Raw genomic sequence first — 15623 nt, forward strand, 5'->3', positions numbered from 1 at the left:
CGCCCCGGTGTCAACCACGGCAACCACGGGCGCCCGGGCCCCCGTACAACGATGCCAGCGGCACGAGAACTCGCCCTGGCGGAAGAGCCTGCCGACGCCGACCGAGGCGAGGCAACCGGCAGTCAGTCGGAACCCACTCCGTCAGCAGCCGGCTGGAGCGCCTCACGTAGTCCACCTCGTCCACGACCACCGACAACGGGGCCTGGCCGAAGCGGAACGCCTTGGGTGGCACCCGCATCCGTCCCCGGGGTTCGATGCGGAAGCGGTAGGGACGCTCCTCGACCAGCTCCATCGCGGCCCTCCAGCGGCTCGCGTGCGCCCTTTCGGGGTACCCGGGCCCGGCCGCCGCCACGCATGCCCGGGAGGGTTACCGTGGGGACATGGGCGGCGCTGTGGTGACGCTGTTCCTGTGCGGCGATGTGATGCTCGGGCGCGGCGTCGATCAGATCCTTGCGCATCCCGGCAGTCCTCGGCTGCGGGAGGGATACGTCGGCGACGCCCGGGACTACGTCCGGCTGGCGGAGTCCGTCAACGGGCCGATACCCGCTCCCGTCGCCCCCTCCTGGCCGTGGGGCGAGGCGCTGCGGCTGCTGGCGCAGGCCGACCCGGACGTCAGGATCGTCAACCTGGAGACGGCCGTGACGCGCTGCGACGCCTTTGCGCCCGGCAAGGCGGTCCACTACCGGATGCACCCGGCGAACCTGCCCGCACTCACGGCCGTCCGTCCGGACGTGTGCGTCCTGGCCAACAACCATGTGCTGGACTTCGGCCGCCCCGGTCTGGAGGAGACGCTCGACTCGTTGGCCCGTGCGGGCCTGCGGACCGCGGGGGCCGGACGCGCCCCGGACGAGGCCTACGCGCCCGCCGCGGTGCCCCTCCCGGGCGGCGGCCGGGTGCTCGTGTTCGCACTCGCGGCGCGGTCCAGCGGCGTACCGGCCGACTGGGCGGCGAGCCCGACCGTGCCCGGTGTCTCCTATCTGCCCGAGCTGTCGGCGGACACGGCCGCGGCGGTGGTCCGGCATGTGCGGCGGACGAAGCGCTCGGGCGATCTGGCGGTCGTGTCGGTGCACTGGGGTGCCAACTGGGGGTACCGCGTCCCCCGCGATCAGATCCGCTTCGCGCGCGCCCTGGTGGACGGCGGCGTCGACCTCGTGCACGGCCATTCCTCGCACCATCCGCGCCCCGTCGAGGTGTACCGCGATCGGCTCGTCCTGTATGGCTGCGGGGACTTCATCGACGACTACGAGGGCATCTCCGGCTACGAGGAGTACCGCGACGACCTGCGGATCGCCTACCTCGTTCAGGTGGGGGCGGACACGGGACGGCTGGCGGGTCTGCGGATGGCGGCCCTGCGGGCCCGGCGGATGCGGCTCGAACCCGCGCCGGACGCGGACCGGGCCTGGCTGCGAGCGACGCTGGACCGGATCAGCGTCGGCGTCCGCATCACCCTGGACCCCGACGGCACGCTCGCCCTGGTGCGCCCCACGGCCCCGCGCGGCCCGTGAAGTGTGCGCGGCGGACCTGCGTCCTCTGACGGCGGACAGGAGGCGTGGCGCGGCCGGATCGCGCCGGTCGCGGCAGTAGCGTCGGCGCTGTCGTGCGGGCTCACCCCGCGTCCGCACCCGGTCACCGCCGGTCACCTGGAGGAGGACGATGACCGAACTGTCGGAACGCGCCGACGAGGACCACAGCGGCGCCTCCTCCCCGCAGTCGCTCGGCCGGACGCTGTTGCGCTGGGCGTCCACGACCGACCACAAGGTCATCGGACGTCTGTACATGGTGACGGCGTTCTGCTTCTTCCTCTTCGCCGGTCTGCTGGCGCTGGCGATGCGCGCCGAACTGGCCCGTCCAGGGCTGCAGTTCACCAGCGAGCAAGGCTACAACGAGCTCTTCACCATCCACGGCACGATCATGATGCTGCTCTTCGCGACCCCGATGTTCGCGGGGTTCGCGAACGCCGTGATGCCGCTGCAACTCGGGGCGCCGGACGTGGCCTTCCCCCGGCTGAACGCGCTGTCGTACTGGATGTACCTGTTCGGCGGTCTGATGGTGGTGTCGGGGTTCGTGGTGCCGGGCGGCGCCGCGGCGTTCGGCTGGTTCGCGTACGCGCCGCTGAACAGCGGCTACTACTCCCCCGGCGCGGGCGGCGACCTGTGGGTGATGGGGCTCGTGGTCACCGGCGTGTCGACCACCCTGGGCGCGGTCAACTTCATCACCACGATCATGTGTCTGCGCGCCCCCGGGCTGACGATGTTCCGGATGCCGATCTTCAGCTGGAACGTGCTGTTCACCTCGATCCTGGTGCTGCCCGCGTTCCCCGTGCTCACCGCGGCGCTGCTGGCGCTGGAGTCGGACCGGAAGTTCGGCAGCCATGTCTTCGACGCCGCGAACGGCGGCGCGATCCTCTGGCAGCACCTGTTCTGGTTCTTCGGCCATCCCGAGGTGTACATCGTGGCGCTGCCGTTCTTCGGGATCATCTCGGAGATCATTCCCGTGTTCGCGCGCAAGCCCCTGTTCGGCTACCTGCCGATGATCGGCGCGACGATCGCCATCACCATGCTGTCCGCGGTGGTCTGGGCTCACCACATGTTCGCCACCGGAGCGGTGCTGCTGCCGTTCTTCTCGCTGATGTCGTTCCTGATCGCCGTGCCCACCGGCATCAAGTTCTTCGCGTGGATCGGCACCATGATCGGGGGGTCCCTGTCGTTCGAGACGCCGATGCTGTGGGCGCTCGGGTTCCTGGTGTCGTTCCTGCTGGGCGGGTTGAGCGGGGTGCTCATCGCGTCCCCGCCGCTCGACTTCCATCTCACCGACTCGTACTTCATCGTGGCGCACCTGCACTACGTGCTGTTCGGCACCGTGGTGTTCGCGATGTTCGCCGGGTTCTACTTCTGGTGGCCGAAGTTCACCGGCCGGATGCTGGACGAGCGGCTGGGCAAACTGCACTTCTGGCTGCTGTTCCCGGCGTTCCAGCTGACGTTCCTGGTACAGCACTGGCTCGGCGAGGAGGGCATGCCCCGCCGGTACGCCGACTATCTCCCGCAGGACGGCTTCACGCTGCTGAACACGCTGTCGTCGGTGGGCGCGTTCCTGCTCGGGGTGTCCACGCTGCCGTTCCTGTACAACGTGTGGCACACGGCGCGGCACGGGCGGCTCGTCGCCGTGGACGATCCCTGGGGGTACGGGCGCGGGCTGGAGTGGGCGACGGCGTGTCCGCCGCCCCGGCACAACTTCACGGCGCTGCCGCGGGTGCGGTCGGAGTCCCCGGCCTTCGATCTGCACCATCCGGCCGTCGTGGAACTGGCGCGCGAGGAGGGTCTGCGATGAGGGCCGAGTCGTTTCTCTTCGGCGGTGTCGCCGCCTTCTTCGGGGGCTGCGCGGTGCTCTACGGGGTGTGGTCGCACGCCGATCCGGCCGGTACCGCGGCGCTGATCGTCGCGTGCCTCATGGCCGCGGTGATCTCGTTCTTCTGTGCGACCCACTACCGGCGCAAGGGGCTGCGCCCTCAGGACCGCGGGGACGCCGAAGTGGCCGACGGCGCCGGGCCGCTGGAGTTCTTCCCGCCCGAGAGCCCCTGGCCGGTCGTCGTCGCCGCCGGGTTCGCCGTCACCGCGACCGGGGTGGTGTTCGGACTGTGGCTGTTCCTCATCGGCGCCGGCGTACTGGGAGCCGGGGTGTTCGCGATGGTCTTCCAGTACGCAGACCGGGACTCCGGCCGGGTGGACTGACCGGTGTCCTGGGGGCGCCCGGCCGGAACCTCTCCACCGGCCGGTGGTCGCTCTCGTAACCGCCGGACACGGACTGGCGCACCTCGCCGGTCTCCTCCCCCTCGGTGAGGCGTTCCCGCTCGGCGGCCAGCAGGGCGTGGCACAGGCGCCGGGTCAGCAGGAAGGCCAGGACCGGGCCGACGACGAGGGCGACGCGCAGGATCCAGGTGAGGGCGTTGACGGAGATGCGGAACGTCTGGGCGACGATGTCGTTGCCGCCGCCCAGCAGCAGGACGCCGTAGAAGACGATCCCGGCGACGCCGAGCCCGGTGCGCACGGGGCGTTCACGCGGCCGGTCGCACAGATGATGCTCCTGCTGCCACTCCCCCGTGAGCCGCTGCTCCACGAACGGGTACGCGTACAGGGCGGTGAAGAGCAGCCCGGGCAGGACGACGGCCGGCAGCAGGACGTTCCACATCAGGGTGTGTCCGGCGAGGTTGGTCTCCCAGGGCGGTACCAGTCGTAGCGCGCCTTCCAGGAAGCCGACGTAGAAGTCGGGCTGGGAGCCGGTCGACACGATGTCCGGGCGGTAGGGGCCGTACACCCACACGGGGTTGATCTGCGCGAGACCGCCCATCAGGGTCAGCACCCCGAAGACCATGAGGAACAGGCCGCCCGAGCCGGCCGTGAACTGGGGGACGAAGGGTCTGCCGACGGCGTTCGCGTTCGTCCTGCCCGGGCCGCGCCAGTGCGTGTGCTTCAGGTGGAAGACGAGGATCAGATGGAGGGTGACCAGCGCGAACAGCGCGCCCGGCAGCAGCAGAATGTGCAGGCTGTACAGCCGGGGCACGATGTCGTGACCGGGGAACTCGGCGCCGAACGCGAACATGCTCACGTAGGTGCCCACCACCGGGATGGACAGCATGATGCCCTGCGCGATGCGCAGGCCCGTGCCGGAGAGCAGGTCGTCCGGGAGGGAGTAGCCCGCGAAGCCCTCGGCCAGCGCGAGCACGAACAGCGTGACGCCGATGACCCAGTTCATCTCCCGCGGCCTGCGGAAGGCGCCCGTGAAGAAGATCCGCAGCACATGCACGCCGATCGCGGCGACGAACACCAGGGCCGCCCAGTGGTGCACCTGCCGGATGAGCAGCCCGCCGCGCACGTCGAAGCTGATCTGCAGGGTGGAGTCGAAGGCCGCGGACATCCGGACGCCGCTCAGGGGCACGTACCGGCCGCGGTAGACGACCTCGTGCATCTCGGGCTGGAAGAAGAACGTCAGCCACACCCCGGTCAGCAGCAGGACGATCAGGCTGTAGAGGGCCAGTTCGCCGAGGAAGAACGACCAGTGGTGGGGGAACGCCTTGCGCAGCAGTCCGCCGCCGTCGTACAGCGGCAGCCGCTCGTCGGTCGCGTCGGCGGCCCTGCGGACCGCGCTGCCGCGCTCACCCTCCACGGACCGCCTCCTCCACACCGGTGCTCGGGTCATGCCTAGCCGCCGGCGCGCCGGTTGAGTGCCCGTGCCGCGCCAAACACCCGCGCGACACGGCAGCGGCACCCGTTCGGCCCAACAGGAGGAAGTACCGCTCAACTCTCGTATGTCCACGGTCAAAAAGGTGCGGAGATCTTCATGTTCCGACGCCTCTTGGACCAGTCCCGAAGCACGTCACCCACTCGGGGGACAGGCTTCGTACGGTCGGGGCACCAGCGGGGCCGGAGAAGCCCGGGCCCGTGCAACCGGCAGGAGGAGCGCCATGGCGAACGTGGAGATCTCGATGAAGGAGACGATGACCGCGGTGGAGGGGGCGCTGGGGGTCGCCGTCGTCGACTACACCAGCGGCATGGCTCTCGGCACGCTCGGCGGGGGCAAGGATCTCGACCTGAACGTCGCGGCGGCCGGCAACACCGATGTGATCCGCGCCAAGGTCCGCACCATGGAACACCTGGGGCTGAAGGGCGAGATCGAGGACATCCTGATCACGCTCGGCGGCCAGTACCACCTGATCCGGCTGCTCAAGGGGCGTGGCGGCAGCGGTCTGTTCCTCTACCTCGTCCTGGACCGCGAGCGGTCCAACCTGGCGATGGCCCGCCACCAGCTCAAGCGGATCGAGGCCGACCTCGAGGTGTAGAGGACCGGACGGACCGTGGCTTCGCACGCCCTCGAATTGAAGATTTCTTCATCTCGACACATCCAGATCAACGCATCACACGGGTGTGCGGGGCCCGCAGCCACCAGGATCGTGGCGCAGCACGTCGCGCGCGGCGGCGCACGGACAGGCGCGCCGCCGCACCATCGAGAACCACGCGCCGAACGCGGCAGGGAGCGAGTGAGTGACCATGCAGGTTCCCCTCTACCAGGCCAAGGCCGAGTTCTTCCGCATGCTCGGGCACCCGGTACGCATCCGGGTCCTGGAACTGCTGCAGGGCGGCCCCGTCGCCGTGCGGGACCTGCTCACCGAGATCGAGATCGAACCGTCCAGCCTGTCCCAGCAGTTGGCGGTGTTGCGCCGGTCCGGGATCGTGGTGTCGATCCGGGAGGGTTCGACCGTCACCTACGCGCTCGCGGGCGGTGACGTGGCCGAATTGCTGCGGGCCGCCCGTCGCATCCTGACCGAACTCCTGGCGGGGCAGAACGAGTTGCTGGCCGAGCTGCGCCAGGCCGAGCCGCCCGGCTTCAGGCTTCCTTCGGGCACGCCCTGAGGCGCGGGGTCCCGGCACGGACCCTCGGTGTACCCGGAGGGTGCCGAACAGTGGCGCGAACGTCGAACGAAACAGACTGAAACGCCACGGTTCGCCACCCCTTCCGCCACGTAGAAATATCTACCAGCATGCATACGCCCGGTCGGCGTGCGGCCGGTGGCGGACGGTACACGGAGCCGACATGAGCAATGTGATGTGGATGCGCGGCGTGGAGTGGCTGGCCGCCGCCGCGACGGACCCGCGCAGGTGCAAGCGGGAGTGGGACCAGGGCGACGGGGTCGCTCTGCTGGAGGCCGGCCGTTACTGGGACGTGCTGAGCGTGCCCGACGGCCTGGGGTTGCTCACCCTGGACCTGCTCTGGCAGACCTCGCGCCCCGCGCCGGGACCCACGCTGGTGGACACCGCGGCGCACCGGGTGGGGTTCTTCCTGCCGCCCGACCCCGGCAGCCGGTGGATCGGGGCGGGGCTGCGGCGGGCGGGCCGGGGTTCCTGGGTGGCGGTGCCTCCGCCGTACCGGGCCGCCCGGTTCCTGGAGTGGCTGATTCCGCCGGACGGTACCGGTGCGCTGCACGCACCCGCCACACTGGAGCTGGCACTGCGCCAGGCCAACGGCACACTGGCCGTGCTGGCCCCGGTGTGCGGTCGGTGACGCGTCGGGGACACCCCCTGCACGCGGGGCAGGCGGGCACGGTCCGGCGGCGGGGGCGCCGAAGCGGCCCTCCCAACTCACCTGTGCCCCAAGGACATTCAGACAGCCAACGCAGAAGTGAACAGATACCGGGCACATTCGGAGCACAGTCTCGCTCAACCGCACGGGATCGGTCGATGGCGATGTGTAGTGTGCTGCACGTGCCCGGTTCAAACGCATCGGGCCCAGCCCTGCCCTGAACCTCGCGACGACGCCCGACCCTCCCTGGAACCTCTTCGATGATCGAATTACCGGACCTGGTGACCGGCGGCCTGGCCGCCGGCACACTGTCCGCGCTCGCCCTCGGCGGCGGACTGCTGCGGCTACGGCGGCAACAGGCCCGGCAGCGAGCGGAGATCGCCGCCCTGCGCACCCAACTCGACGGTTCCCTGCGGTCGTTCACCGCCGAGGTCGAGCATCTGGCCGTGCGGCGGGTGCCGGCCGCCGCCCGTCAGGTGGCCCATCCGCACCTGACGGTGCCGGGACCGCTCCAGCCGTTGACCACCGGCACGTCCCTGGGCATCGCCCTGGAGAACGTGGTGCTGGCGCTGCAGTCCGAGGTGGCCGCCCAGCGCACCCGGGTCGACGCCGCGGCGCAGGCCGGGATGCGGGGCGCCACCCGGGAGATCCAGGCGGCCCTCTACCGGCTGCAGGACGCTCTGCGCGGACTGCAACAACGCTACGACGACCCGGAGTTGGCGCAGACCCTGTTCCGGCTGGACCACGAGAACGAGCAGTCGCTGCGCCGCGCGCAGGTCGCCGCCGTGGTGTGCGGGGCGTGGGTGGGGCTGGCGCGCGAGGAGTCCCACCTGGTGGACGCGGTGACCGGCGGTCAGGCGCGCCTCGCGGGCTATCACCGGGTCAAGGTCCACAACCACCTGGAGCCCGGTACCGCCCTGGTCTCGCACGCCGTCGAGCCGGTGGCCATCATCGTCGCCGAACTGCTCGACAACGCGCTGCGGCACTCCGCCCCGGACACCGACGTCGTGGTGAGCCTGGAGCACGTCCACCACGGGGCGTGCGTCACGATCGACGACGCGGGTCTCGGCATGACACGGGACGAACGCGACCGCGCCCAGCGGCTGGTGGCCGGTGACGACCCCATCCTGCTCACCGACCTCGGCGATCCGCCGCGCATGGGGCTGGCCGCGATCGGCCGACTGACCCGGCAGTTCGACCTGGCCGTCGACGTCTCCTCGGCCTCCCCGTACGGCGGAGTGCGCGCGGTGCTGCGGGTCGACAGCCACCTCCTCAGCATCCTCGACCCGGCCGACCGGCCGCCGGCCGCGAGCGCCCCGCGCACCACGCGTACGACACGCGCGGCTGTGCCCGACCGGCCCGCGGCCGCCCACGCGTACGACACCGAGGCCGGCGTGCCGGAGCCGCCGCCCGGGCATCACGAACCGCTGGACGCCGACGGCCTGCCACAGCGCCGTCGCCGCACCCGGGCAGCCGCACCGCAGGAGACCCCGGTGCGGCGTCCGGCGCGCGCCCCGGAGGAGGCCGCGGCCGCGCTCGGCGCGCTGCAGTCCGGCACGGCGGCGGCCCGCGCCGCCGCCCGGAACACCGGCGAGGGCGTCCACGCGGACGCCCCGGCCGACCAGACCGACCAGACCGACCAGACCGACCAGACCGACCAGACCGACAACGAAGGGGGAGCGGCCGGATGACCAGCCGCAACACGGGCGACACGGCATGGGTGCTGGACCCGATCATGCAGGTGCCGCACGTGCTGGCCGCCGTCATGCTGACCCGGGACGGGCTCGTGACGGGGTACACCGATGCCCTGTCGCAGCCGTCGGCGGAGCGGGTGGCCGCCATCACCAGCACGGTGCAGGGGGCCTGCCGGACGGCGGCGGCCGCGTTCGCCGACCGGGAGCGGGCCGACGTACGGCAGATCGTCATCGAGTCCGACCACGGATATGTGCTGATCGTGCCGACCGACCACGGCACCTGCGTGGCCGCCTACGGCGACGGCGAGGTACGGCTGGACCTGCTGGCGCACCGGGTGCACTCCCAGGTGGCGCGACTGGGCGAGAAGGCCATGGCGGCCGCGCCCCGAGGAGCCGACGACATCCCCTCGGCATGACCCGCCGCCCGGCCGGCCGGCCCCTGGTCCCCGCATATCTGTCGACCGGCGGAGTGACCCGGCCCAGCCGCCCCCACCTGGAGCGGCTGTCGGTGCTCGCCCGCAGCGGGGAGCCGCTGCCCGCCGGGCTCCCCGCCGCCGAACTCGCCCTGCTGGACACCCTGGAGAGCGGATCGCTGGCGGTGGTGGAGGCGGCGGCGCTGCTCCGGCTGCCGGTCTCCGCGGTGCGGGTGCTGGCCGCCGACCTCGTCGACCGGGACCTGGTCCTCGCCCGCGCGCCGATCCCGCCCGCCGACCGGTTCGACCCCGACCTGTTGAAGAGAGTGGCCGATGGCCTCCGCGCCCTCAAGCACCGCACCTAGCGCCGGCGCACCCGGCGCCGTCCACCTGCCGGACACCGCCCGCGATCTGGTGAAGATCCTCGTCGCGGGGCCCTTCGGGGTGGGCAAGACGACCCTGATCGACTCGGTGTCCGAGATCCGGCCGCTGCACACCGAGGAGCACCTGTCCGAGGCCTCCGCGCACGTGGACGACCTGGCCGGGGTGCGGGAGAAGACGACGACCACCGTCGCCATCGACTTCGGGCGGATCAGCCTGCCCGGTGGCGTCGTGCTGTACCTGTTCGGCACGCCCGGGCAGGAACGCTTCCGTGAGCTGTGGGACGACATCGCCTACGGGGCGCTGGGGGCGCTCGTCCTGGTCGACAGCCGCCGGCTCGACGCGTCGTTCGACGTGCTGGGCCTGGTGGAGGAGAGCGGGCTGCCGTACGCGGTCGCCTTCAACGCCTTTCCCGACGCGCCCCGCCACTACGGGGAGGAGCAGCTGCGCCGGGCGCTGGACCTGGAGCCGGGGACGCCGATGGTGACGTGTGACGCGCGGGACGCGAACTCCTCGATCGACGCGCTGCTCGCGCTGGTCGACCATCTCGTCGGCCGCGACCCCGTGGAGGCCCGGTGACCGCCTACCCCGCCGACCGGCGCGACTTCTCCCGCTCCGTGCCCGTACGCCTGTGGGAGGACGGCTTCGCGCCGGATCCGCACCGCTACTACAACGCGCTGCGCGCCCAAGGACCCGTCGGCTGGGCCGAGTTGGCTCCCGGAGTGCCCGCGTACGTGATCACCGACCGGCGGGCCGCGCTGGACGTGCTGCACGACGAGGAGACGTTCTCGCACGACCCGCGCGCATGGGAGGCGACCGTGCCCGTCGACTCGCCGGTGCTCGGCATGATGCGCTGGCGGCCCAACGCCCTGTTCTCCGACGGCGCCGCGCACCTGCGCTACCGCACCACCCTCATCGACGTCTTCGACCTGGTGGAACCGCACGACCTGCGCGAGCGGGTGCACCGGGCGGTGCGACTGCTGGCCGGGCGCATCGGTCCGCACGGCGAGGCGGACCTGGTCGCGGACTTCGCGCGGCCCCTGATGGCGCTGGTGTTGAACGACCTGTTCGGGCTGCCGGACGCTCAGGGCGACCGGCTCAACGAGGGTCTGGGCAAGATGATGGAGGGCGGCGCGCAGGCCGCCGAGGGCGAGGCGCAGTACGCGCAGTACGTGCTGGAGCTCATCGCGGCCAAGGCCGAGCAGCCCGGCGACGACCTGCCCAGCCGGCTGCTGGACCATCCGGCCCGGCTGACCCGCGAGGAGGTCACCTGGCAGGTGTTCCTGACCCTCGGCGCCGGGTTCGAGCCGACCGCGAACCTGCTGTCCAACACGCTGTCGAGGGTCCTGGGCAACCCGCTCTACTACTCCACCCTCACCAGCGGCGCCCGCCCGGTGCTGGACGCGGTGGTCGAGGTGCTGCACCACGAGACGCCGCTGGCGAACTACGGCATCTACTACGCCCGCGAGCCCGTGGCCTTCCACGGGGTGTGGCTGCGCGAGGCGGTGCCGGTGGTGATGTCGTACGGGGCGCTCGGGCTCCCCCCTGACCCGAAGGGCGGGGGAGGCGCCCCTGTCGCGGAGCAGCAGGTCACCGGCGGCCGGCATCCGAACGACGCCTCGCACCTGTCGTGGGGGGCCGGGGCGCACGCCTGTCCGGCAAAACAGCACACGCTGCTCATCGTCACCGAGGCGATCGAGCAGCTCACCCAGTGGCTGCCCGACCTCGACCCCGTCGTGCCGCGCGAGCGGCTGACCTGGCGGCCCGGCCCGTTCCACCGCTCGCTGACCGCTCTGCCCGTCCGGTTCAGCGCCCGCTCCGCCAGTTCCTCTCCCGACCCCTCAGGAGTCCGTTCGTGACCGTGACCGACCGCATCGTCCTCGACCCGTTCGGCGCCGATGTGCACGCCGAGAGCGCCCGGCTGCGCGCCCTGGGCCCGATCGTGCCCGTCGAACTGCCCGGCGGCATCCCGGCCTGGGCGCCCACCGGGTACGACACCCTCAAGGCGCTGATCCTGGACCCGCAGGTCAGCAAGGACCCCCGGCGGCACTGGCGGCACTGGGCGGAGCTCGGCGAACACCCCTCCTGGGGCTGGATCCTGGGCTGGGTCGGTGTGATCAACATGCTCTCCACGTACGGCGCGGACCACACGCGGCTGCGCAGACTGGTGGCGCCGAGCTTCACCCACCGCCGTACGGAGGCGCTGCGTGAGCGAGTGGAGGCGATCACGGCGGAGCTGCTGGACACGCTCGACAAGGGCGAGGGCGCCGTCGATCTGAAGGCCGGCTTCGCGTACCCGCTGCCGCTGCGGATCATCTGCGAACTCTTCGGCGTGCCCGAGGAGTTGAGGGCGGCCACCGGCCGGCTCATCGCGGCGATCATGGACACCTCCGACCCCAGCCCGGAGCATGCCGCCTTCGTCCAGGAGCAGATCGGCACGGTGCTGGGCTCGCTCATCGCCCACAAGAGCGAGCACCCGGGCGACGACATGACGACCGAGCTGATCCGGGTACGCGACGAGGAGGGCGACCGGCTCAGCGACGAGGAGCTGCTGTACACGCTGCTGCTGGTCATCGGGGCCGGCTTCGAGACGACCGTGAACCTGATCGGGAACGCGGTGGTGGCGCTGCTGCGCCGCCCCGAGCAGCTGGCGGCGGTGCGGCGCGGCGAGATCGGCTGGGAGTCGGTCGTGGACGAGACGCTGCGGCTGTATCCGTCGATCGCCACGCTGCCGCTGCGCTTCGCGGTCAGCGATCTGAAGGTCGGTGACGTGACGATTCCCGCCGGGGACGCGATCATCACGACGTACGCGGCGGCGAACGTGGATCCGGCGCACTACGGGCCGCAGGCGGAGGTGTTCGACGCGGCGCGCGCGGCGGACGACCATCTGGCCTTCGGGATCGGTGTGCACCGGTGCATCGGGGCCCCACTGGCCCGGATGGAGGCACTGACGGCGCTGCCCGCGCTGTTCGACCGCTTCCCCGGCCTGCGGCTGGACACCGGCGCCGGGGAGCTGCGGCAGGTGCCCTCGTTCATCGCGAGCGGCTGGCAGGAGATCCCGGTCCGGTTGCGGGACTGAGCGGGCGCGGGGGTGCGACCAGTCCCCCGTGCCGGTCGCACCTCCGCGGTTCCCCGAACCTACGTGCCCGGTGACCGCGTTGGGTATCGTGCCGGTGCCCGCTCACGGGGCCGGAGGACTCACCTGTGCACAGCCGAGTCCGGATGGCCCGATTCGGACCGCCCGGCCGATCCGTGCAGGTCGGGCTGGTCGAGGTCGCCGACCGCCAGATGGGCCAGGACGACTTCGTAGAGGTCGCTGCCGGCGGCGAGGAGCTGGCGTTCCAGGACGGGTTCGGCGCTGCGGACGTGTTCGCGGACGGTCTGCGCGTGCACGCCCAGCCGGTGGGCGGCCCGTTCGGCGTTGCCGCCGGCGGCGATCCAGGCGCGCAGGGTGCCGCGCAGGTCACGGCCGTCGGTGTCGAGACGGGCCAGCAGGTCCTGCGCCCAGCCGCTCAGCGCGGGCCCGGCGAGCAGTTCACCGAGGCGGGCGGGGGCCGGCTCGCCGGCCGTGAGGTCGTCCGCGATGGCGACCTGGGCGTTGAGCGCGAGGTGGACGGCGGCCCGCACGGTGAGGTCGGAGAAGTCGGTGCGCAGCAGGGCCTCGACGCGTTCCATGCGGGCGCGGACGGTGTTGCGGCTGACGCCGAGCACCTTCGCCGCGCTGACCGCCGTGAACTCCAGACCGAGGCGGGTGGTGGCGAGGAGTTCGGCGCGGGTGTGGTGCGCCAGGACGTCGAGGGGGCGCAGCAGACGGGTCGTCCAGGAGCGCAGGACCTCGGGGTCCATCAGGCGTTCGGGGTGGGTGCGTTCGGCGTAGACGGCCGTCTTGTCGGGTCGGAAGCGGGCGACGGCGAGGGCGCTGACGGCCTGGCCGTAGGCGGTGGCGGTGCGGGCGAGGCTCTGGCGGACGCTGCCGCCGAGGAACGCGCCGGGGTGGCGGTCGCACAGGGCGCGCAGGGCGCGGCCCGCGCTGTCGTCCGGGACGACGACGATGACGTGGCCGTCCATGGCGGGGCAGCGCACGACGAGGGCTTCGTCGTGGGTCGCCGCCAGGCAGGCCGCGGCGAGCCGGTCGCGTTCCTCGGGGCTGCTCTCGACGACGTAGACGCAGGCGGTGTCGGTGTCCAGCAGGCCGGGCCACAGCCCGGCGGCGACGCGGCGGGCGGCGACGGTGTCCTCGACCATGAGCAGTTGCAGGATGGCCAGGCGCAGATCGGCGGTGGCGCGGGCCAGGCGGTGTCCGGTCGCCGCGGTCTGCTGTACGCGCAGCAGGAGTTCCAGAGCGCCCACGGTGTGCGTGACGATGTCGGAGGCGCGCCGGTCGAAGGGGCTCGTGCGGGTCACGGCGAGCACGCCGGCGGCGGCCGGACACGGGAGTTCGACCCTGATCAGGCGCGTGTACCTGCCCCCGCCCTCCCAGGCGGCGGAGGCGAGTCGGCCGCCGGTGATGTCGGCGACCAGGCTCTCGTCCAGCGGGGTCGGCGCTCCGGCGAGGCAGGCGCCGGTGTCGTCGCGCAGGGAGACGGTCGCGTCGGCGGTGGCCGCCAGCCACTCGACGATTCTGCCGACGTCACGTCCCGCGGGACGCAGGTGGTCGAGGAGTTCCCGCGCCCACGCCGCGTCGGCGCCGTCCGCCGGGTCGGTGTGGAGGCTCTCGTCGTCCGGGCCGGCCATCTCGCCGCTCTCCTCGTCCCCTCACGGCCCGCGCGGGCCGAACCAGTCATATCGGTCCGGGACGTTACCCCACCCGATGCGAACACTCCCCGATGCGAACACTCCCCCGCCGCACGGCAGCCGGTGACCACGGAGGCGGACGGCGTGAGGAGCAGGGCCTTGTCCGTGTACGGGTGCGGTGAGGGAAGGGGCGACACGGGCGCGCGCGGTGCTCAGTGCGCGGCGGTGCGCAGATGGCGCGTCAGTGAGACGAGCGCGTCCGGCTCATCGTCGGTGAGGGACCGCAGGGTCTGCGCGAGGAAGGCCGCTTCCAGGTCGCCGACGTCGGTGAGGCGCCGGCGTGGCGTCGGACGGAGGTGGGCGACCGGCTTGTCGCCGCTGTCCTGGCGGCGCTCCAGCAGTCCGAGCGCGGTGAGCTGGGAGACCAGGGACGCTGACGTTGTCGGGTTTCATCAGCAGGGCGCCGGCGGCCTCGCGCACGGTGGCACCTTCCTGCTGCCCGACGAACTTCAACAGCAGGAGCTGCCCCTCGGAGGGCTTGGGATGCGGGACGGCGGACGGGGCCGGCGGTCCAGGGCCCGGTGCAGGGCGGGAAGACACGCCGCGAGCTCACAGGGCGCACGTCGTGGGCCGCCGCCGAGAGGACCGGCGGCCGCGGCACGGCATAAACTCAGCCAATGGCGAAGTACTACGACGTTCACCCCGACAACCCCCAGCCGCGCACCATCTCCCAGGTCGCGGCCGCCATCCGGGCGGACGCGCTGATCGCGTACCCGACGGATTCCTGCTACGCGCTGGGCTGCCGCCTGGGCAGCAAGGACGGCATCGACCGGATCCGGGCCATCCGCGACCTGGACGACCGGCACCACTTCACTCTCGTCTGCCAGGACTTCGCGCAGCTCGGCCAGTTCGTGCGGGTGGACAAGGACGTGTTCCGCGCGATCAAGGCGTCGACGCCCGGCAGCTACACCTTCATCCTCCCGGCGACGAAGGAGGTGCCGCGCATGCTCCAGCACCCGAAGAAGAAGACGGTGGGCGTGCGCATCCCGGACCATGTCGTCACCCAGGCCCTGCTCGCCGAGCTCGGCGAGCCCCTGCTGTCCAGCACCCTGCTGCTGCCGGGCGAGGACGAGCCGATGACGCAGGGCTGGGAGATCAAGGACCAGCTCGACCACGTGGTGGACGGGGTGGTGGACTCCGGTGACTGCGGCACCGAGCCGACGACGGTCATCGACTTCTCCGACGGCGAGGCGGAGATCGTGCGGCACGGGGCCGGTGACACCTCCCGGTTCGAGTAACTCCCCCGCCGCTCCTGCGGGTCAGGGGCCCT

The 15623-nt window shown here is 72.0% G+C and carries 15 protein-coding genes and 1 pseudogene; 13 read left to right on the top strand and 3 right to left on the bottom strand.

The annotated features are described in order from the left end of the window. The first annotated feature begins 380 nt into the window (after positions 1 to 380). The 3 genes from ACZ5SK_RS07970 to ctaF all read left to right on the top strand — a co-directional run bounded on the left by ACZ5SK_RS07970 (position 381) and on the right by ctaF (position 3728). The gene (locus ACZ5SK_RS07970) at positions 381 to 1505 is read left to right on the top strand and encodes a CapA family protein (RefSeq protein ID WP_334582232.1); all 1125 of its coding nucleotides are present in this window, start codon (positions 381 to 383) and stop codon (positions 1503 to 1505) included. 148 nt (positions 1506 to 1653) lie between these two features. Beyond that, positions 1654 to 3327, top strand: coding sequence for an aa3-type cytochrome oxidase subunit I (ctaD, locus tag ACZ5SK_RS07975; protein ID WP_334582233.1), 1674 nt, complete (start codon positions 1654 to 1656; stop codon positions 3325 to 3327). Next, positions 3324 to 3728 (top strand): aa3-type cytochrome oxidase subunit IV, encoded by a 405-nt coding sequence (gene ctaF, locus ACZ5SK_RS07980; protein ID WP_334582234.1) that lies wholly within the window; start codon positions 3324 to 3326, stop codon positions 3726 to 3728. Before ctaD ends, ctaF begins: the two co-directional genes overlap by 4 nt. Here the strand turns inward: ctaF and qcrB are convergent. After that, on the bottom strand, positions 3646 to 5193 hold the full coding sequence (gene qcrB / locus ACZ5SK_RS07985; RefSeq protein ID WP_443041366.1) for a cytochrome bc1 complex cytochrome b subunit: 1548 nt from the start codon (positions 5191 to 5193) through the stop codon (positions 3646 to 3648). The genes ctaF and qcrB overlap by 83 nt on opposite strands. A gap of 265 nt (positions 5194 to 5458) precedes the next feature. Between qcrB and ACZ5SK_RS07990 the strand changes: the two genes are divergently transcribed. The 9 genes from ACZ5SK_RS07990 (at position 5459) to ACZ5SK_RS08030 (ending at position 12638) form a co-directional block, all read left to right on the top strand. Next, positions 5459 to 5833: a hypothetical protein gene (locus tag ACZ5SK_RS07990; RefSeq protein ID WP_079657579.1), complete on the top strand. Its 375-nt coding sequence runs from the start codon at positions 5459 to 5461 to the stop codon at positions 5831 to 5833. Between the two features lie 208 nt (positions 5834 to 6041). Further along, complete coding sequence (locus ACZ5SK_RS07995; protein ID WP_079664553.1) at positions 6042 to 6404, top strand: ArsR/SmtB family transcription factor; 363 nt, start codon at positions 6042 to 6044, stop codon at positions 6402 to 6404. 181 nt (positions 6405 to 6585) lie between these two features. Beyond that, positions 6586 to 7053, top strand: coding sequence for a hypothetical protein (locus tag ACZ5SK_RS08000; protein ID WP_334582236.1), 468 nt, complete (start codon positions 6586 to 6588; stop codon positions 7051 to 7053). A 278-nt stretch (positions 7054 to 7331) separates the two neighbouring features. Then, positions 7332 to 8762 carry an ATP-binding protein gene (locus tag ACZ5SK_RS08005; RefSeq protein WP_468575561.1) on the top strand — a complete coding sequence of 477 codons (1431 nt, stop codon included), beginning with the start codon at positions 7332 to 7334 and terminating at the stop codon, positions 8760 to 8762. Beyond that, positions 8759 to 9181, top strand: a complete 423-nt coding sequence (locus tag ACZ5SK_RS08010) for a roadblock/LC7 domain-containing protein (RefSeq protein WP_334582238.1) — start codon at positions 8759 to 8761, stop codon at positions 9179 to 9181. Before ACZ5SK_RS08005 ends, ACZ5SK_RS08010 begins: the two co-directional genes overlap by 4 nt. Next, a complete protein-coding gene (locus ACZ5SK_RS08015; protein ID WP_319346967.1) occupies positions 9178 to 9543 on the top strand; it encodes a DUF742 domain-containing protein in 366 nt (121 codons plus the stop codon). Before ACZ5SK_RS08010 ends, ACZ5SK_RS08015 begins: the two co-directional genes overlap by 4 nt. Next, positions 9512 to 10138, top strand: a complete 627-nt coding sequence (locus ACZ5SK_RS08020; protein ID WP_334582239.1) for a GTP-binding protein — start codon at positions 9512 to 9514, stop codon at positions 10136 to 10138. Before ACZ5SK_RS08015 ends, ACZ5SK_RS08020 begins: the two co-directional genes overlap by 32 nt. Beyond that, positions 10135 to 11418: a cytochrome P450 family protein gene (locus tag ACZ5SK_RS08025; protein WP_334582240.1), complete on the top strand. Its 1284-nt coding sequence runs from the start codon at positions 10135 to 10137 to the stop codon at positions 11416 to 11418. The genes ACZ5SK_RS08020 and ACZ5SK_RS08025 overlap by 4 nt, the downstream gene beginning before the upstream one ends. Next, positions 11415 to 12638, top strand: a complete 1224-nt coding sequence (locus ACZ5SK_RS08030) for a cytochrome P450 family protein (protein WP_334582241.1) — start codon at positions 11415 to 11417, stop codon at positions 12636 to 12638. The genes ACZ5SK_RS08025 and ACZ5SK_RS08030 overlap by 4 nt, the downstream gene beginning before the upstream one ends. Before the next feature lie 119 nt (positions 12639 to 12757). Here ACZ5SK_RS08030 and ACZ5SK_RS08035 read toward each other — a convergent pair whose 3' ends face one another. Both ACZ5SK_RS08035 and ACZ5SK_RS08040 read right to left on the bottom strand, forming a co-directional pair. Next, positions 12758 to 14293, bottom strand: a complete 1536-nt coding sequence (locus ACZ5SK_RS08035) for a helix-turn-helix domain-containing protein (protein WP_334582242.1) — start codon at positions 14291 to 14293, stop codon at positions 12758 to 12760. 212 nt (positions 14294 to 14505) lie between these two features. Continuing rightward, positions 14506 to 14967 (bottom strand): annotated as a pseudogene (locus tag ACZ5SK_RS08040) (MarR family winged helix-turn-helix transcriptional regulator). A gap of 3 nt (positions 14968 to 14970) precedes the next feature. Here ACZ5SK_RS08040 and ACZ5SK_RS08045 point away from each other — a divergent pair. Next, positions 14971 to 15591 (top strand): L-threonylcarbamoyladenylate synthase, encoded by a 621-nt coding sequence (locus tag ACZ5SK_RS08045; protein WP_079657587.1) that lies wholly within the window; start codon positions 14971 to 14973, stop codon positions 15589 to 15591. The last annotated feature ends 32 nt before the right edge of the window (positions 15592 to 15623 follow it).

The sequence above is a fragment of the Streptomyces sp. NPDC031474 genome (genome assembly GCF_055581185.1).